At 69.7% G+C, this 17,652-nt stretch carries 14 protein-coding genes; 8 read left to right on the forward strand and 6 right to left on the reverse strand.

The window, feature by feature from the left end; all coding sequences use genetic code 11:
• Positions 1-23: 23 nt before the first annotated feature.
• The gene (locus TW83_RS21100; protein WP_162198033.1) at positions 24-197 is read right to left on the reverse strand and encodes a hypothetical protein; all 174 of its coding nucleotides are present in this window, start codon (positions 195-197) and stop codon (positions 24-26) included.
• On the opposite strand from TW83_RS21100, the gene TW83_RS08715 reads away from it, so the two are divergent.
• Genes TW83_RS08715 through TW83_RS08730 form a run of 4 tightly spaced genes read left to right on the forward strand, consistent with a single transcriptional unit; the run spans position 196 to position 3,485 of the window.
• Positions 196-1,212 (forward strand): glycosyltransferase, encoded by a 1,017-nt coding sequence (locus TW83_RS08715; protein WP_045982376.1) that lies wholly within the window; start codon positions 196-198, stop codon positions 1,210-1,212. The two genes, TW83_RS21100 and TW83_RS08715, sit on opposite strands and share 2 nt — an antisense overlap.
• Positions 1,209-2,249, forward strand: coding sequence for an acyl-CoA dehydrogenase family protein (locus TW83_RS08720; protein ID WP_052714770.1), 1,041 nt, complete (start codon positions 1,209-1,211; stop codon positions 2,247-2,249). The genes TW83_RS08715 and TW83_RS08720 overlap by 4 nt, the downstream gene beginning before the upstream one ends.
• Complete coding sequence (locus TW83_RS08725) at positions 2,246-2,935, forward strand: PIG-L deacetylase family protein (RefSeq protein WP_045982377.1); 690 nt, start codon at positions 2,246-2,248, stop codon at positions 2,933-2,935. The genes TW83_RS08720 and TW83_RS08725 overlap by 4 nt, the downstream gene beginning before the upstream one ends.
• Positions 2,925-3,485, forward strand: a complete 561-nt coding sequence (locus tag TW83_RS08730) for an SAM-dependent methyltransferase (RefSeq protein WP_052714772.1) — start codon at positions 2,925-2,927, stop codon at positions 3,483-3,485. Before TW83_RS08725 ends, TW83_RS08730 begins: the two co-directional genes overlap by 11 nt.
• A gap of 6 nt (positions 3,486-3,491) precedes the next feature.
• Here TW83_RS08730 and TW83_RS08735 read toward each other — a convergent pair whose 3' ends face one another.
• The 3 genes from TW83_RS08735 to TW83_RS08745 form a co-directional block, all read right to left on the reverse strand.
• On the reverse strand, positions 3,492-4,679 hold the full coding sequence (locus TW83_RS08735) for an MFS transporter (RefSeq protein WP_045982378.1): 1,188 nt from the start codon (positions 4,677-4,679) through the stop codon (positions 3,492-3,494).
• An 85-nt stretch (positions 4,680-4,764) separates the two neighbouring features.
• Positions 4,765-5,997, reverse strand: a complete 1,233-nt coding sequence (locus TW83_RS08740; RefSeq protein WP_045982379.1) for a GAF domain-containing sensor histidine kinase — start codon at positions 5,995-5,997, stop codon at positions 4,765-4,767.
• Between the two features lie 89 nt (positions 5,998-6,086).
• Positions 6,087-6,650: a DNA-3-methyladenine glycosylase gene (locus TW83_RS08745; protein ID WP_239441310.1), complete on the reverse strand. Its 564-nt coding sequence runs from the start codon at positions 6,648-6,650 to the stop codon at positions 6,087-6,089.
• Positions 6,651-7,410: 760 nt separating this feature from the next.
• On the opposite strand from TW83_RS08745, the gene TW83_RS08750 reads away from it, so the two are divergent.
• The 3 genes from TW83_RS08750 (at position 7,411) to TW83_RS08760 (ending at position 11,117) form a co-directional block, all read left to right on the forward strand.
• Entirely contained in the window at positions 7,411-8,106 is a 696-nt protein-coding gene (locus TW83_RS08750; RefSeq protein WP_045982391.1) for a haloacid dehalogenase type II, read from the forward strand.
• Positions 8,107-8,367: 261 nt separating this feature from the next.
• Positions 8,368-10,515, forward strand: coding sequence for a bifunctional TVP38/TMEM64 family protein/FAD-dependent oxidoreductase (locus TW83_RS08755; protein WP_045982380.1), 2,148 nt, complete (start codon positions 8,368-8,370; stop codon positions 10,513-10,515).
• On the forward strand, positions 10,512-11,117 hold the full coding sequence (locus TW83_RS08760; RefSeq protein ID WP_045982392.1) for a CDP-alcohol phosphatidyltransferase family protein: 606 nt from the start codon (positions 10,512-10,514) through the stop codon (positions 11,115-11,117). Before TW83_RS08755 ends, TW83_RS08760 begins: the two co-directional genes overlap by 4 nt.
• Before the next feature lie 567 nt (positions 11,118-11,684).
• Here the strand turns inward: TW83_RS08760 and TW83_RS19315 are convergent.
• Together TW83_RS19315 and TW83_RS19320 are read right to left on the reverse strand one after the other, a co-directional pair.
• Entirely contained in the window at positions 11,685-13,793 is a 2,109-nt protein-coding gene (locus TW83_RS19315; protein WP_052714774.1) for a glycosyltransferase family 2 protein, read from the reverse strand.
• Between the two features lie 26 nt (positions 13,794-13,819).
• The gene (locus tag TW83_RS19320) at positions 13,820-16,006 is read right to left on the reverse strand and encodes a glycosyltransferase family 2 protein (RefSeq protein WP_052714776.1); all 2,187 of its coding nucleotides are present in this window, start codon (positions 16,004-16,006) and stop codon (positions 13,820-13,822) included.
• 274 nt (positions 16,007-16,280) lie between these two features.
• Between TW83_RS19320 and TW83_RS08775 the strand changes: the two genes are divergently transcribed.
• Positions 16,281-17,652: Na/Pi cotransporter family protein (locus tag TW83_RS08775; RefSeq protein ID WP_045982381.1), on the forward strand; the 1,372-nt coding region annotated here is incomplete at its 3' end.

Below are 17,652 nucleotides of genomic sequence, written 5' to 3' on the forward strand. Positions count from 1 at the left end.
CACTTGTCCATAGCCTGCTGAAATCACGCCGATTTCAGGGAACCGATGCCATGAAGCCTGATCTTTATCAGGCGCAGGTTCAGGAACTGCCCTGTCATGCGTCCGTTTTGCAGGCGGATGCGCAGGACAATCCGGTCATGCATCCGTCGCCGGTCGACCGCCCCGGCCGGACCTTCCTGCACGATACGGATGCTCATGACCCCTTGGCACGATACCCGTCCCACACTGCACCACGTCACTGTCGCCATCCCTGTGCGCGATGAGGCCAAGCGGTTGCACCGGCTGCTGGAGGCGCTGGCCGGGGCCGCCCAAGCCTGTGATCTGCCCGTCACGGCCCTGGTGCTGGCCAACAACTGCACGGATGCCAGCGAACGGATCGCCCGGTCCTTCCGCAGCCCTTCGTTGGCGGTGTCGGTGCATTCCGTCACCTTTCCGGTATCGACCGCCAGTGCCGGGCGCGCGCGGCGGGTGGCGATGGACCTGGCCGCCAGGACCGGCGGGCTGCTGATGACGACGGATGCCGACGCGATCCCGGCGCAGGGCTGGATCCGGGCCGCGCTGGACGCGATGGGTGACGGGGCCGATCTGGTCTGCGGATCGATCAGTGCCGACGTCCCGCATGTTCTGGCCACCCCTTCGGGCGCGCGCATCACCCGGGCCGAGGAGGCCTACAGCGCGCTGCTGCGCAGGGTCCGCCACCGGCTGGACCAGGTGGCGGGGCGCCAGTCCGCGCAGTCGCAGACCCCGCATTACATGGAATCCGGCGCGTCGATGGCGATCCGCGCGGATCTGTACCGGGCCATCGGCGGCCTGCCGGCGCTGGATTTCGGAGAGGATCGCGCCCTGGTCTTTCGGGCCGAGGCGCATGGGCTGGCCGTCCGCTATTCCTGCGATATGACGGCGCGCGTGTCCGGGCGACTGCAGGGCCGCGCCGATGGCGGCATGGCTGCCTGCCTGCGCCATCGGATGCAGGATGCCGATCCGCTGGCCGATCAGGCCATGATCCTGCCCGACGCGCTGCGCGCGATGTGGGACGAGGCGATGTCAGGGTCCATCCGCGCCTATCCCGACCGCAGCGTTCCGGCCGGCCCGACGCTGCGCGCCTCGGACCTGGAGGCGCGGCTGGCGGATCTGGCGGCGCTGGTCGATGGGACCGTCGATCCGGACTTTGCCCGGTGGTCCGACCGGCACGCCGCGATGGTGGTCGGATGACCGACGCCATCGACCGTGCCGAACGGATGATCGCCGATGCCCTGCCCGACGGGCCCGACGGCCCGTCGGGCCCTGCCTTGGCCGCCGCATTGCGTGACAGCGGGCTGTTGGCGGAATGTCTGACCTTGGCCCATCACCCGCGTGATCCGCTGGTATTGCTTGACGCGCTGCAGCGGGTGGGCGGCGCGAACCTGTCCGCCGGGCGGCTGTTCGAGGGGCATGTGAACGCCGTCAAGCTGCTGATGCTGCATGACGGTCCGACCGCGCCCGTGGCGCAGGGGGCGCTTTACGGCATCTGGGGCGCCGACGGTCCTGACCCCGCGCGGATCGAGGGTTCGGTCATCCGCGGGCAGAAGCTGTTCGCCAGCGGTGCGGACGTGCTGGACCACATGATCGTCACCGTGCGGTCGGATGCCGGGCTGCACCTGCTGATGTTCGCGCGCGACCAGCTGGACGGGCGGCTGTTTCCCGGCGAATGGGACATGTCGGGGATGAAGGCCACCGCATCGGGTCGCTGCGACCTGGACGGGCTGGCCGTGGCGGAGGCCGTGACCCTGGGCGCGCCCGACGCCTATTTGACCGAGCCGCATTTCCACGGCGGCGTCTGGCGCTATGCCGCGGTCCAACTGGGGGCGATGCGCAGGCTGACGGCCCTGACCGCCGATCAGCTGCGCGCCCGCGGCCAGCAGGATGCCCCCCTTCAGGCGATGCGCCTGCACCGCATGATCACGGCCTGCGAGACGGCCCGACTGTGGCTGGCCCAGGCCGCCTGCCGGATCGAGCGTCCCGCCGCGACCGCAGCCGATGCCCAGGCCGCGATCTTGGCCCGCCTGCGCACGACAGACGAGGCCGTGGCCCTGCTGGCCAACATGGACCAGGCGCTGGGGGCCGCGTCATTCGCCACGGCGCATCCGGCCGACCGCATCCGGCGGGATCTGGGCCTGTACCTGCGGCAGGCTGGCCCGGATGCCCTGGCCCTGTCATCGGTGGACCGGATCCTGGCCGACCCCGACCTGCACCGGCGGTGGATCGGATGAGCGGCTTTCTGGACCATGCGGCATCTGCCCCGTCGCTGACGCCCGCTTCGCTGGTGCAGGGCCGCCCACTGGTCATCCTGGCCCCGCATCCCGATGACGAGACGCTGGGCTGCGGCGCGCTGCTGTTCGATGCGGCCGCGCAGGGCGCCCCGTGTCACGTCATCTGCGTGACCGACGGCACGCGCTCGCATCCCGGATCGCGGCGCTGGCCCGCCCCGGTGCTGGCCGCGACGCGTGCGGCGGAACTGCGCGCCGCCTGCGCGATCCTGGCGCCCGCGGCGCGGGTCACATGTCTTGGCTATCCCGACTGTGCCGCCCCCGACGACGCGCAGGCGGCGGAACGGGTGTCGGCGCTGATCGCGTCCGACGCGCTGGTGCTTGCGACCTGGGAACACGACCCGCATGTCGATCATCAGCAGGTCGCGCGTCTTGCCATGCGCCTTACCGCCAAGCGGGCGGATCTCGCGCTGGCCTTCTATCCGGTCTGGGGGCGGTTCACCGACCGCGCGGCGGAGGTCCGGCTGATCGCGGCTTCGGATGCGGCGGTGGCGGCCAAGCGGCGCGCGCTGGCCTGTCACAGGTCGCAGATGACCGGGCTGATCGACGACGACCCGACGGGGTTCGTCATGACCGACACTCATCAGGCCCATTTCCTGACCCATCCGGAGATCGTCATTGCCCCATAGGGAAACGCTGGACCATCTGGCCCGCCTCTATGCCGCCAGCGACGATCCCTGGGATCACCGCACCAGCCCCTATGAGGCCGGCAAGTACGCCGCCACGCTTGACGCCATCGGGCACGGCCCGTTCAGGGCCGCGCTGGAGATCGGGTGCGGCAACGGCACGCTGGCGCGGCGGCTGGCCGACCGGTGCGACCGCCTGACGGTGATGGACTGCATCCCCGCCGCGATCCGGTCGGCACGGCAGGTGCTGGACCCCCTGCCGCAGGTCACCGTCCTGCAGGGCTGCGCGCCCCAGGACCTGCCGGACCTGCGCCCCGATCTGGTCCTGCTGTCCGAGGTGCTGTATTTCCTGACCCCCCAGGAGATCACCGGTCTTGGCGGCTGGCTGCGGGCCCGGGCGACGGGCCCGGTGATCGCCGTCAATTGGACCGGCCCGACCGACGAGGCGCTGGACGGACCAAGGGCCGTGGCCATTCTGCAGGCTGTCCTGGGACCATCGGACAGCACGGTGCATGACGGCTTTCGCATCGACCGCTTTGCCCTGCCGGGGTGACCGGGCTCAGCGCCGGGGTCGCGTGGCGATCAGGAAGCCTAGGACACCCGCGACGGGCCCGGGGATCAGCAGCCAGACGGCCGCGGGGCCGATGCGCTGGAACAGCGCCGTCGTCAGCGCGATCGATGCGACCGTGATGGCAAAGCCGATGGCGTTCTGGATGGCCAGCGAGGCCCCTACCGCATCCTGCGGACAGGCGCGCGCGGAGAGGGCCGAGAATTGCGGCGAATCCGCGACGACGGTGGCGCCCCAGACCACCAGCAGGACCAGAAGCCAGCCCGGCGGCAGCACCGGCCAGAGCGTAACCACGCAAAGGGCGCTGGCCCCCGACAGGATCAGCGCCGCAAGGGCTGTCGGCGCGCTGCCCAGGACACGGGCCAGGCTGCCGCCCGCCAGGCACCCCGCGGCCCCGGCACCGATGATCAGGAAGGACAGGCCCGACACGCCAAGCCCCGGATAGGCGTCCGCCAGACCGGTGGCGGCCACCAGCAGGGGGGTGATGGTCCAGAAGGCATAAAGCTCCCACATGTGGCCGAAATAGCCGAAGGCGGCGGCACGGAACCGGGGGATGGCAAAGGCCCGCAGGGCGCCGGCGCCGCCGCGATGGGCGGGGCGCGCCAGATGCGGGCCGTCGCCCAGGGCGCGGATCATGGCGGCGCCGATGACGGCCAGACCCGACGAGGTCGCGACCACCCATTGCCACGGCACCGCCCCCGCGGTCGAACGCAGCAGATGCGGCAGCGCGGTGCCAAGCGTCAGCATCGCCACCAGCAGGGCCAGCGACTGCCCCGCGCGGTCGGGCGCCCAGCTGACGATCATCTTCATGCCGATGGGATAGATCCCGGCCAGCGACAGCCCGACCAGGAACCGGAACCCCGCGCCGGTCGCGACATCCTGGGCCAGCCATGCAAAACCCAGGTTGAACGCCGCCCCCGCCAGGGCCGAGACGACGAAGATCGCGCTGGCGGCGAACCGGTCCGCCAGGCCGCCAAGCGCCATGACCAGCGTGCCGACGATGAAGCCCGCCTGCACGGCATTGGTCAGCAGGCCGATATCGGCCGCGGTCGCGCCCCAGGCCTGCATCAGCCCCTCTGCCGCGCTGTTGGCGCTGAACCACAGCGATGTCCCGAACAGCTGCGCGATCGCGATCACCGCGATGGGGGGCAGCCGGTGGCGTCCTTGGGGTCTGGTCATCGATCGTCCCGACTGGCGATTGCGTCAGGGGGCAGGATGGCCGATCGGGGCGACGGGGGGCAACCGTTTCGGATGGCGCGCGCGGTCAGGCGGGCAGGACGGGAAAGGTCAGGCTGAAAGTCGTCGTGCCGTCCCCGCAGGCGACCGCGATCGTGCCGCCATGCGCCTGCGCGATGGACGACGCGATGTGCAGGCCCAAGCCCAGCCCGGAACTTTCGGCGGTCCGGCCCCGCTGGAACGGCTGAAAGATGGCGCGTTGGGCGGCCTCAGGGATCGGCTCGCCCTCGTTCTGGACCTCGATCACGACGGCGCCGTCGGTGCGGCGGCCACGCACGGTCACCGGGGTGTCGGCGTCGCCATGGTTGATGGCGTTCGACACCAGGTTCGACACCGCCTGCGCGATGCGTGACGGATCGCAGCAGACCGGCCCGCCGAAATCCAGCTCGGTCGTGACCCGGTGCTGGGGCGCGGCCAGACGGATCTCGGCCACGACCTGGGCGATGGCGTCGCCCAGGGGGGCGTCGGGCGTGGCCGCGACAGTGATCCCGTCGCCAAGCCGCGCCTTGGCATGCAGCATCATGTTCTCGACCAACTCGCCCATCCGGTGCAGCGAGGACTGCATCAGCCCGATCAGGCCGCGGCCGCGTTCGGTCAGCGGCTCCTTGCCGAGCATACGGATGCCCGACCGCAGGGCGGTGACGGGGTTGCGCAGGTCATGGCCCAGGATGGCGGTGAACGCCTCCTGGATGCGGACCAGCTTGCGTTCCTGTTCGATCATGCGTTCCTGGGCGTCCAGCCGTTCGGCGGTGTCCAGCGTGCCGCCGATGATGGTGGCGAACATCTTCAGCATCGCGACGGTGCGGGCGTTGTTCACGTCCTTGGTTTCGGTGTCGATGGCGCACAGCGTGCCGAAGAAGCTGCCGTCGCCGCGAAAGATCGGCACCGAGGCATAGCTGACGATGCCGAAGGCCGCGGCGATGGGATGGTCGCGATAGACCGGGTCGGACGACGCCTCGTTGAAGATGATCATCTCGGAGGTCTTGCGGACCGTCTGGCAGAAGGTCGACCCGATCTCGATCTCGTCGCCCGCGGCGATCCCGAATTTTAGGTCGTCGACGGTGCGGCAGGCGACCCACCGGTCGGCGGTGACGCGCGCCACCCCGGCAAAGCGCATCCGCGTGGCCAGCATCACCGTCTCCAGGATCGTCCCGACCAGCTCGTTCTCGGCCAGGCGCTGGATGTCGGACTGGAAATCATGCTGTCCGGCCTGATAGGCCGCGTGGTCCTGCCTGGGGTGGTCGCTGCTGTGCAAATCCATCGATGATCCCCGGCATTGGACGGTTTGTCGGCCCGCATCTGTATTGCAGGGCGGCGGGAATGCACAGTGTCTTTTCCGCAGCCCCGCCGTCAGCGATCCGGGCGCGCCCGCGGGAATGGCCGGCTGAGCCCCGCCGCCCCGGCAAGGCCGAACCGCCATGGCAGGTCCTGCGCCCGGCTGATCCCGATCCGCGGCCCGACCAGCAGATCGGGCACCGCCGCCGCCAGGACGATGCCGAAATCGGGACCGTCGAAGGCGGCGCCGTCATCGTCGGGCCGGATGTCCAGCGCCTGCGTCAACCGCCCCGGCCCACTGCACAGCGGGGGGGCGGGGCGGCGGGCGCGCATCAGGTCCAGGCCGGTGTCGGGGTCCAGCGCGCGGATCAGCACGGCCGCGCCGGGGGTCGCCACGACGTTCAGGCACAGGTGGATGCCGTAGGATCGATAGACATAGGCGTGGCCCGCCGGCCCGAACATCGAGGCATTGCGCGGCGTCGGCCCCCGATGGCTGTGCGAGGCGGGATCGTCTGGGGCATAGGCCTCGGTCTCGATGATGGTCCCGCCGGCGCCGCGGACGGTCAGCCGCGCACCGATCAGCCGACGGGCCAGGGCCACGGCGTCCAGTCCCGCGATCTGCTGCATGAACGACGACATGGCATCCCTTCCGATCCCGTTGCGGCAGGGGCCTTGTGGCATGAGCGTGCCGGGATTGCCAAACCTTGGCGTGGACGGGTGGTCGGGGGAGGGAGATCGCACCTGATCCGGAATGGAGACCCGACTGGCGTGTCACTGGACGGTTACAGGGGGCGGCGGTCAGACCCGCATCCTCTGCACCATGCCGACGATCCCGGAACGCAACGCAACGCCCAAGTTGAACGCCCGGATGTTCAGTGCATGCGGTACATCGACCACGTTCGGGCTGATCGTCCGCCCGTCCTACACCTTACGCGGCGGCAGATTGGCAAAGGCGAGGCGGCCCCACAGGCCGATGACCGGGACCGCCATGGCGGACGGTCTCAGCACCCTTCTGGTGCTGAGGCGAATGCACGGCCGATGCTCGATCAACCCAGGCCCGGCGTGGCACGAACGTCCAATGATGGTGATAGACCCGGCCATGGACGGTCCGATGGCGTTCCGCACCGCCTTTGCCGACCCGGCGGCACCCAGTGCCGTCCATACGTGGACAAGTGTTCGGTCAGAGCCAGACGCAGTGGATCATGCGGGTGACAATGAAAAAACGTGGGTTACGGCGCGCCTTTCACCACCGGAAAGGCTGCATCGGCTGCCGCCTGCGATGGTGGTCAGCAGGGGCGTCCAACCTGCATTGGCCAGAACTTCGCCGAAGGGCAGTCGCAAGGAACGATAATCGCGACCGATGGTTCTGCATGATCGTCAACCGATCAGGATCGCCCCCATGTCCCTGCGCCCCATCCTCGTCTTTGACGTCAACGAGACATTGCTGGACCTGGACCACCTGTGTCCGCTGTTCGATGACATCTTCGGCGACGGGGCCGTCATGCGCGACTGGTTCGCGCAGCTGATCCTCTATTCCCAGACCCTGACAATCACCGGACTGCGCAGCGATTTCGGCACCTTGGCCGTCGCGGTGCTGCGCATGATCGGAGAGATCAGGGGCGTGGCGATCACCGAGGGGCATGAGGATGCGCTGCGCCGGACGATGGGCACGCTGCCCGCCCATCCCGATGCCGAGGCGGCGCTGGTCCATCTGCGGGACAGGGGGTTCCGTCTGGTGACACTGACCAACTCGCCGCCCTCTGGGGGAGGGACCGCGCTGGACCGCTCGGGCCTGGCGCAGCATTTCGAGGCCAGCTTCAGCGTCCAGCCGACCAACCGTTTCAAGCCCGCGCCCCAGACCTATCAACTGGTGGCCGAGGCACTGGCGGTGCCATTGTCCGATCTGTGCCTGGTGGCCTGCCATGTCTGGGACACGATCGGGATGCAGGCGCTGGGCGGCAAGGGCGCGCTGGTGACCCATGGCGTGAACGCGGCGCTGGTGCTGCCGGGCGTGCCGCAGCCTGACGTGACGGCCCCCGACCTTGCCGGACTGGCGCAGACCATCGCAGCGCGTTGGGGCCGGGCAGGGGCGTGATCGGTCATGCCAAGGGGCATTGGAGGCCGGTTTCCGCCGGGCGTTACCGTTCCGTAGATGCATCGGATCGAGCCGCTATTGACCAGCCGTGTCTTCAGGTGTGGACATGACAGGCCAAAAGACCCATCCGGCTCCGACGGAGATGACGGGGCCGCGTGTACACGGGGACGTGACCGGGCGGGTCGCGGCGGTCCGGTAAGACTTCGGGCATCCTGACGACCTGTCGGATAGGTGGCCCGAGGCCGTGAGGAAGGACATGCCGTGACCAGACCCGTTCTGCTGATCCTTATCACGGTGCTTGTGCTGGCCGGGTCGTGGCTGCTGGGCGGTCAGGACGTGACGCTGCAGTCGCTGCGCGGGCATCTGGCCGCCGTGGCCGAGTATCAGCAGCAGCGGCCGGTGCTGGTCGCGGCGCTGTTCGCCGCCGCCTATGTCGCGATCACCGCGCTGTCCTTGCCGATCGCGGTCTGGCTGACGCTGGCCGGGGGCGCGCTGTTCGGGTTCTGGGTGGGGCTGGTGATCGTCTCGTTCGCGTCGGCCATCGGGGCGACGCTGGCCTTTTTGGCGGCGCGGTACCTGCTGCGGGACTGGGTGCGGGCGCGGCTGGGCGCGCGTGCCAGGGGGATCGAGACCGGGCTGGCACGGGACGGGGCGTTCTATCTGTTTTCGCTGCGGCTGATCCCAGTGATGCCGTTCTTTGCCACGAACCTGCTGATGGGCCTGACGCCGATCCGTACCCGGACGTTCTATTGGGTCAGCCAGCTTGGCATGCTGGCGGGCACCGCGGTCTATGTGAACGCGGGCACGCAGCTGGCCGCACTGGACAGCCTGTCCGAGATCGTGTCGCCGCCCCTGTTGGCGTCCTTCGCGGCGCTGGCCGTGTTTCCGTGGATCGCCCGCGCCATCGTGGGCATCCTTCGCCGCCGTCGCGTCTGTGCCGGATGGACCCGACCCCGGCGGTTCGACCGCAATCTGGTGGTGATCGGCGCGGGTTCGGCCGGGTTGGTCTCGGCCTACATCGCCGCGGCGACCAAGGCCAAGGTGACCCTGATCGAGGCCGGCGCGATGGGCGGCGACTGCCTGAACCATGGCTGCGTTCCGTCCAAGGCGCTGATCCGCAGCGCGACCCTGGCGCATCAGATGCGCCATGCCGCGCGCTTCGGGCTGGCCGACACACCGCCCGCGGTCCCGTTTCGCGCGGTCATGGACCGCATCCACCGGATCATCGCCGACATCGCGCCCCATGACAGCGTTGACCGCTATGCCGGGCTGGGGGTCGATGTGCTGCAGGGCCACGCCCGCCTGATCGACCCTTGGACGGTCGCGGTCACCGACCCGCAGGGCGCCGAGCGGCGGCTGACCACGCGGGCGATCATCATCGCGACCGGTGCGCGGCCCGTCATGCCGCCGCTGCCGGGGCTGGACCTGGTCGACCCGCTGACCTCGGAGACGCTGTGGTCGCGGCTGGCGGATCATGACCACGCGCCGCGGCGGCTGGTCGTGCTGGGCGGCGGGCCGATCGGCTGCGAGCTGTCGCAGGCCTTTGCGCGGCTGGGGTCCGACGTCACCCAGATCGAGATGGCCCCCCGCCTGTTGATGCGCGAGGACCCCGAGGTGTCGGCCCTGGTCGCGGACGCCCTGCGCGCCGACGGGGTGACGGTGCTGACCGGGCACCGCGCGATCCGCTGCGGCATCGACGGGGGCAGGTGGATCGAGGTCGAACGGGACGGCGCGGCCCGCCGCATCGGCTTTGACCAGATCATCGTGGCCGTGGGCCGCAGCGCCCGGCTGGAGGGGTTCGGACTGGACCTTCTGGGGATCGAGACCGACCGCACCATCGTCACGAACGCCTTCCTGCAGACCCGCTTTCCCCACATCCTGGCGGCGGGCGACGTGGCCGGACCGTTCCAGTTCACCCATGCCGCATCCCACCAGGCCTGGTTCGCCAGCGTCAACGCGCTGTTCGGCACCCTCAGGCGGTTCAGGGTCGATGACCGCGTGATCCCCTGGGCCACCTTCACCGATCCGCAGATCGCCCGCGTCGGCCTGTCCGAGACCGAGGCCCGCGACCGGGGCATCGCGGTCGAGGTCACCCGCTATGACCTGGCCGACCTGGACCGCGCCATCACCGACGGGGCGGCGCGCGGCTTCGTCAAGGTGCTGACCCCGCCGGGGCGCGACCGCATCCTGGGCGTGACCATCGCGGGCGATCACGCCGGTGACCTGATCGCGGAGTTCGTCCTGGCCATGAAGCACGGCCTGGGCCTGAACAAAATTCTGGCCACGATCCACATCTATCCGACCTGGGCCGAGGCCAACAAGGCGGTCGCCGGCACCTGGCGGCGCGCCCATGTGAACCCGCGCCTGCTGGCACTGGTCGAACGCTATCATCGATGGAGGCGCGGATGATCGACGCCCGACTGCAACCGCTGCAGCGCGCGGCCCTGCGGCACCCGGCGCAGATGCTGGCTGCCCGCGGCGTCAAGGCGGACACCATCAGCATCGTGGGCTTTGCCGTGGGTCTGCTGGCGGTGGCCGCGCTGGCCCTGGGGTGGTGGACCGCGGCGCTGGTGCTGATCGCGGCGAACCGGATCATGGACGGGCTGGACGGCGCGGTCGCACGCATCCAGGGCCCGACCGACCGCGGCGCCTTTCTGGATATCGCGCTGGACTTCGTCTTCTATGCGCTGGTGCCGGTGGGGTTCGCGCTGCACGATCCCGCGGCCAACGCGCTGCCCGCGGCGGTGCTGATCGCGGCCTTCGTGGGGACCGGATCGTCGTTTTTGGCCTTTGCCGCCATCGCCGCCCGGCGCGGCGACCGGGCGGCGGCCTTTCCGACCAAGGGCATCTACTACCTTGGCGGCCTGACCGAGGGGTTCGAGACGATCGTCCTGTTCCTGGCGATGTGCCTGGTTCCCGCGTCCTTTCCGCTGCTGGCCTGGATCTTTGCCGCGGCCTGCGGCGTCACCACGATCCTGCGGTGGCACCAGGGCTGGACCGCGTTCCGGTAAAGCCTGGGGCTGACCGGTCCTGCGCAGGTCCGAGGCTGTCACCCACAGCCGGCAGGCGGGGCGCAAGGCAAGCCTCAGGTGCGACGTTGGTCAGCAGATCGACGGCTCTGCCGCCAAGGTGAAACATAGGGTCAGTTTCGAACCGCGTGGTCGAACCCCTTCTTGGAAGGCCTGTCGCTGCCATGGCTGTGCCGATCAGACAGGGGCAGGTGCTTTCGATCCCGGGCTGCGGTGAAGACCAACCCCGTGGCGCGTGACGGTGACGATCATGGCCCTGGGCTTTCCCTCTCCAAGGGATGTCACGCCGAACCAGGGCCATGTCATTGATGTGCCGGCCAAGATAAGCAGATCAGCATGCCACAGGGCAAATCATCGTCGCGGCCGCCTCCCTTCTGCCAGACGTGTGCCATGCAACCGCCAGACAGCAAGGCGGGTGCTTTGAGATCCACTGCTTGCCGCATCCGCCCATCTTTTGCCCGCGGACCGGCATGCGCGACAGAAGGATCCGATCAGGGTCCGGCGGCCGGTTCATCACCGCCTTCACGGGATCACGGCGCAGGTCTCTGATCAGGGTGCCAGGCGCGCGATCGCGCGGTCAAGGCGCGCGGCGCGGGCGGGGTCGCCGCCGCGTTCGGCCCGCGCGCGGACGCCTGCCAGATAGTCGGGCAGGTGCCGACAGGCGCGGTAGTGCTGCATCATCCGCGGCAGGGTCGCCCGGCCGGTCGCGATGTCGCGCATCACGTCGCTGAGCACGCGGCCGTTGCGCAGCATCAGCGCCGTCTTGTGATCGGCATGGCGCAGCGGCACCCGCGTCACGTTCGGACCGTCAAAGCGCTGCACGTGGCGGCGGTCATGGTCGATCGCAGGGTCATAGAACAGCCAGACCTGGGACGCCCTGCGCGATTCGGCGGCGGCATCGGCGAACGGTCCGGTCCAGTCAGCCCGCTTGCCGGTCGGATAGCGCTGGTCCCATCCTGCCAGACGCGGCGACAGCGTCGACTGGGGCGAAAACGCGGCCACCCGGCATCCAGGCGCCAACGAGGCGAAGGCCGCCGCCCCATAGCCCCCCATCGACGTCCCGAACAGCGTCACCTGGTCGAACTGTTCGAAAAAGCCGCTGTCGCGCAGCGACATCAGATAGCGGTGCAGCGCGGCGTCGCGGAACCATCCGGGCACATAGGACAGGATGCCCATATGCGACCAGCCCTCCTTGCGGATGAACTTGTAACCCCAGGGTTCGCGGGTCACCGGGTGTTCGCGCACCGACGCCAGGTTGTCGAAGGACACCAGCAGATGTTCGCGCGACCGCGCCACGTAGGTGCAGGCATAATTGGGCATCGAATGATAGAATCCGTGCGCCTGTCCCGACAGCCGCAAGTCGCTGAGCCACGCGGGCGCCGCGATCTGGGGCGCGCCGTCGGGGGTGGCGGTGCCGGGCTGTTGGGGCGCGGCGTCGTGGCCTTGGGTGTCGTCATCGGTGTCGTCCCAGTCCTCCTCCGGCGGGGCATCCTCCTCGGTGGGGCGGGACAGGCGTTCAGCCCAAGCCGAATCCATCTCGGACAGGGCGGGGGGCGTCGCGGCGACGCCAAAGGGCACGGACCAGTCGAAGGCCAGGCCCTGGATCGGGCGCCCCTCGACGAAGGCGGTGATGATCCTGGCCGCCTGTGGGTCCTGATGCGCCAGCAGGCGGTCCAGCCGCCCTGCGAATTCGGTCACCACCGCCGCATGGCGCGCCGCGACCTTGGGGTGGCTGGCCAGGAACTCGGCGCGCCGCGCGCGGTGGGCCTGAACGAACGCCTGGTCAGGACCGGTATCGGCCATCGTGAAGTTCAGGCGCTGATACTGCTGGATGGTCATGCGCAGGTGGTCGGGCGTGACGAAGGGCAGCGTTTTGCCCGCCCCGGTGCGGCGCAGCAGGAACGTCTCGCGGTCCTGGGCCATGAAGGCGATGACATGCGCCAGGCCCAGCCCCGGCTGGTCGGGCATCGTCATCCAGCCCTTCTGCAAATAGCGGTCGGCCACGTCCTCGGCCGCGCCGTTCAACCAGGTCACGGGCTCCTTGCCGCGGGCGAACTTGGGCTTCAGCGTGGGGCGCGCGGGCTTCAGCCCACGGGCCAGCTGCGGGCGAAAGATCGTGCGCAGGGGCGTGGCCACCGTCATCCGCCCTGCCGCCCCGCCGGTGCCGCGGCGAAAGCGCTCGACCAGCGGCAGATCGGCATAGCGGTTCTGACCCGACCCGCCCGCGACCTGAACGGTCAGCGACAGGAGGTCGGGGAACCGTTCCAGCCCCTGGGCCAGGTCGGCAAGGGTGCCGGCCCCGGTGTCGATCATGACGAAATCGTCCGGTTCCAGCCACAGCAGGTGATCGTGGCGATCGCGCAGCGCCGTCTCCAGCGCCAGGTCCAGCGCGCGGATCTGGCGGGCCTTGTCATGGGCGATGCCGGGACGGGTCGTGGGCACGAAGTCGATCAGGCCTGCCGCGGCCAGGGCCTGGGCCAGCGTCGTGGCCTGCGCGTTGGCGCCGTCGCCGTGGACGGTGATGCTGCGAAAGCCCGCGTGACGGTGATGCAGCACCCAGTCCAGCAGGACCGGCGCGCTGTCGTTCATCAGCATGTGCAGCGCGATGTCCGGGCCGGCCGGGACGGGTTGAGGCTGCGGGGCGGTCTTGCGGGGCATGCGGGCGCTTTCGGTTGCGGCGTGGGTCAGGACGGGTGCGGCACGGGGGCGGCGGCGCGCGTCTCCAGCGCCTTGGCCATGCCGGGCCGGCCGTTGCGGGCCGCGATGTCGGACAGCCGCCGCAGCCAGGCGGTCCGGCCCCGCGCCTGCAGGCGCTGGCCAAGCGTGTCCAGGTACCACGGCTGAAGGCGCGACTGGCGATAAAGGGCGTGGAACGCCGCCGCATCCATCGTGCGCGTCGCAAGGCCGCGGACCACCGTGGACAGCATGTCGGTCTGGCGCAGCCGCAGCGCGGTCTTGTGGCCTGCCCGCGGAGTCCGCAGCCGCACGATGTTGTCCCCGGTGAACCGGTCCGCATGGGCGGCGTCCGCGGGTTCCGTCGGGTCATAGACCAGAAAGACCGTCCGCGCGGAGGCGGTCTCGGCCGCGGCATCGGCGAAATCGCCGCTCCAGTCCGCGGCGCGGCCGCTGGGAAAGCGCGCCTCCCACGGGACCAGGGCCGGGGACAGCGTCGACTGTGGGGAAAAGGCGATCACCTGCGCCCCCGGCGCGACCGAGGAGAAGGCGCAGGCCGCATAGGCCCCCATCGAGGTTCCCGCAAAGGTCACCGTCTGATAGCGCGCGAACAGCCCGTTGTCGCGCAGTTGGCGCAGATAGGCGAACAGCGTCGGATTGCGGAACCAGTTGGCGCGGAACGCGAAGATGCCCAGCTGGGACCAGCCCGACTTGCGCGCGAATTCGTATCCCCAGGCCTCGCGGTCGATCTGGTCCTGGCTCACTTGGGACAGGTTGTCGAAGCTGACGAACAGATGCGCCCGTTCGCGTTCGACGTGCAGCGCCGCGAACTCCTCCTCGGAGTGGTAGAAGCCCCGGCGGTAGGGCGAGCGCCGCAGGTCGACCAGCCATTGCGGCGGCACCTCGGGGGCGGGTGGATCGGCGGGGGCGGCGGGTTCGGGCGTCTCGGGGATGGTGGCCCAGGGCGTCATCGACAGCAGCGGCATGGTCGGCACCGGCGGGCCGTCCGGCAGAGGTGCCAGCAGGATGGCCGATGCGATCACCGGGCGCGCGGGCAGCTTGGCCGGGGGCGGCGGGGGCGGGGCGGCCGCGATCGACGCCTGCCGCGCACGGCGGGCGGCCAGTTCGGCCTGGCGGCGTTCGGTCTCGGCCTGCAGGACCGCGGGGTCGAACAGGCGGGCGTGCTGGTCCGGCGCCTCGGCCAGCAGCTGTGCAGAGAGGACATCGATCTGGCGGCGGAACCGGCCCACCGCCTCGGCATGCAGCGCGCCCAGGGCGGGCATCAGCCCGACCAGCTCGGCCCGCGCCTGCGCCACGCGGTCGGCCCATGCGGTGATGCCGGTCTCCTCGACCACATTCAGATTGTGCTGGTCATAGTAGTCGAAGTTGATCCGGTCGGCATCCGCGCTGTTGGCGGTGCCGCGCCAGCGCTTCATCAGGAAGACCTCGCTGGCGCGGATCATGTAGTGGTTGACGTGGCACAGATCATACCCCGCCATCTTCGGGGAGGTGGTCCACCGCTGCCGCAGAAGGTCGCGGGTCACGTCCTCTCCCGAGCCGTTCACGATCAGCAGCGGATGCGCGGGCAGGCCGTAGAAGTTCTTGAAGACCGGTCGGTGGACGCCCAGGTGCTGCACCGGCAGCGGTCGAAAGATGGTCTTGATGGCGAACTGGCTGTGCGTGAACGGAATGTCCGTGGGCGAGGCCATGGTGAACTGGCGGATCTGCAGCTCGTCCCTAAACGTGATCACGCCGCCATTGCCGAAGATGCGCCACTGCGCGGCGACCGCGTCGGTGCGGTCGGGCAGGGCCGCGAACAGCGCGTCCACGGTGCCGTCGCCGGTGTTGACGTGAAAGAACTCGTCCCCGTCCAGCACCGCGATCCAGTCGCTGCCCGTCACTTCGGGCAGGGCCATGGCGCGGGCATAGGCACGGCGCTGCGGGTCGTCGGGCAGGCCGGCGATCAGGTCGCTGTTGTCGAAGTGGATGACGATCCCCGCCTGGTCCAGCAGCTGCAGCATCTGGTGCGTGCCGTCGGTGCAGTCGTTGGAATAGATGACGAAGCGGTTGAACCCGATCAGCCGGTGATAGCACAGCCATTCCAGAAGGAACGGCCCCTCGTTCTTGACGGTCGTGACGATGGTCCGCGTCGCGTTCGATTTCCAGCGGAACGAAAGATCGGGGGACAGGCTGTTCATGGCCGCACGGGTTTCCTGTGTCGTGACCCCGTCCATATCAGAGCGGCGCGGCTTCCTCAAAGGGATATGCCGCCCTGCGGTTGTCGGCGCGCGCCCGGCCTGCCCCATGGCGTGCCCGCCTGCCGCGCGGCATGGCATCGGCCCAAATCCTGTGCGCTTTGTGCAACAGCGGCGCCCGCTGCGTCGTTATCCCCTTCACAGGATGCAAGGGGCGGCTTCAAGTCGGATCTGTGACGGCCCGCGCGGGCAGCCCTGAAAGGGATGGTAAAGGCACATGGCATCGATTCTGGGTTTCCTGCAGCTGGCAGGCGCGGTGGCGCTGTTGCTGTTCGGTCTGGGACTGGTGCGCGACGGCATGGTCGAGGCCTTCGGCCTGCGAATGAAGCTGATCCTGGGCGCGGGCACGCGCACGGGGCTGCGGGCCTTCGCATCGGGGCTTGTCGCCACCTTGGGTCTGCAATCGTCGACGGCCACCGCCCTGCTGACCGCGTCCTTCGTCCAGCGAGAGATGATCGCCACCCGCCGCGCGCAGATCGTGCTGCTGGGCGCGAATGTCGGCACGGCGATGACGGCGGTGATCGTGTCGACCGACATCACCGCGGTCGCGCCGGTCCTTGTTCTGCTGGGTTACGGCCTGCGCCGCCGGGGCACGACGGTGACGTCGGGGGTGGGCACGGCGCTGATCGGCGTAGGGCTGATGCTGGTGTCGCTGACGTTGCTGGACCAGGCGACCGCGCCGCTGCGCGCCTCTCCGCAGATGGCCGCCTTCCTGCCGATGCTGGATCAGGCCTGGCCCGTGGCCCTGGCCTTTGCGGCGGGGATCGCGCTTTTGTGTTCGTCATCGCTGGCGGCGGTTCTGTTGATCGGGTCGCTGTTGCTGCCGCCCGACCTGACGGTGGTCATGGTGCTGGGCGCGAACCTGGGCGGCGCGATGGCACCGGTGCTGGCGGGGGCCACGCTGGACATCGCCGCGCGGCGGGTGCTGCTGGGTAACCTGACGGTGCGCGCCATCGGCTGCCTGATCGCGCTGCCGCTGGCGGGATTGGCGGCGGGCGCGCTGAATGCCATGCCCCTGGCCGTGGGGCCCTTGGCGGTCAGTGCCCACCTGGCGTTCAACCTGGCGCTGGCGGCGCTGATCTGGCCCTTCAACGGGCTGGTCTGCCGTCTGGTGGCGGTGCTGATGCCGCAGGACGCGCATGCGGCCTCGACCGCGCCGCGCTGGCTGGATGCGCAGGTTCTGGACGCGCCGCCTCTGGCCCTGACCGGCGCCCGGCGCGAGGTTCTGGACATCGGCGACAGCGTCGAGCGGATGCTGGCCCAGACCCGCGCGGCGTTCCGCAAGCACGATCCCGCCCCCCTGGCCGAGGTCCGCGCGATCGAGGATCAGGTCGACCGGCGACAGCAGCAGGTCAAGAACTATCTGTCGCGCCTGACCGGCGACGCGACCGAGGCCGAGCGTCGGCAGGCCATCGACATCCTGGATTACGTCATCAACCTGGAACATATCGGCGACATCATCGACCGGGGCCTGTCCCCCGAGGTGGCCAAGAAGATCGGCCTGGGCCTGCGCTTTTCAGGCGAGGGGTTCCGCGAACTGGACGCGCTGTTCCTGCTGACGCAGGAGAACCTGCGCATGGCGCAGACGG

This window comes from Paracoccus sp. S4493, from assembly GCF_000967735.1.
Lineage (GTDB): Bacteria > Pseudomonadota > Alphaproteobacteria > Rhodobacterales > Rhodobacteraceae > Paracoccus > Paracoccus marcusii.

Bases quoted from the DNA above. Each gene is read 5' to 3' on its own strand.
- TW83_RS08715 (WP_045982376.1), top strand. From the start codon at position 196: ATGACCCCTTGGCACGATACCCGTCCCACACTGCACCACGTCACTGTC.
- TW83_RS21100 (WP_162198033.1), bottom strand. From the start codon at position 197: ATGAGCATCCGTATCGTGCAGGAAGGTCCGGCCGGGGCGGTCGACCGG.
- TW83_RS08720 (WP_052714770.1), top strand. From the start codon at position 1,209: ATGACCGACGCCATCGACCGTGCCGAACGGATGATCGCCGATGCCCTG.
- TW83_RS08725 (WP_045982377.1), top strand. From the start codon at position 2,246: ATGAGCGGCTTTCTGGACCATGCGGCATCTGCCCCGTCGCTGACGCCC.
- TW83_RS08735 (WP_045982378.1), bottom strand. From the start codon at position 4,679: ATGACCAGACCCCAAGGACGCCACCGGCTGCCCCCCATCGCGGTGATC.
- TW83_RS08740 (WP_045982379.1), bottom strand. From the start codon at position 5,997: ATGGATTTGCACAGCAGCGACCACCCCAGGCAGGACCACGCGGCCTAT.
- TW83_RS08745 (WP_239441310.1), bottom strand. From the start codon at position 6,650: ATGTCGTCGTTCATGCAGCAGATCGCGGGACTGGACGCCGTGGCCCTG.
- TW83_RS08750 (WP_045982391.1), top strand. From the start codon at position 7,411: ATGTCCCTGCGCCCCATCCTCGTCTTTGACGTCAACGAGACATTGCTG.
- TW83_RS08760 (WP_045982392.1), top strand. From the start codon at position 10,512: ATGATCGACGCCCGACTGCAACCGCTGCAGCGCGCGGCCCTGCGGCAC.
- TW83_RS19315 (WP_052714774.1), bottom strand. From the start codon at position 13,793: ATGCCCCGCAAGACCGCCCCGCAGCCTCAACCCGTCCCGGCCGGCCCG.
- TW83_RS19320 (WP_052714776.1), bottom strand. From the start codon at position 16,006: ATGAACAGCCTGTCCCCCGATCTTTCGTTCCGCTGGAAATCGAACGCG.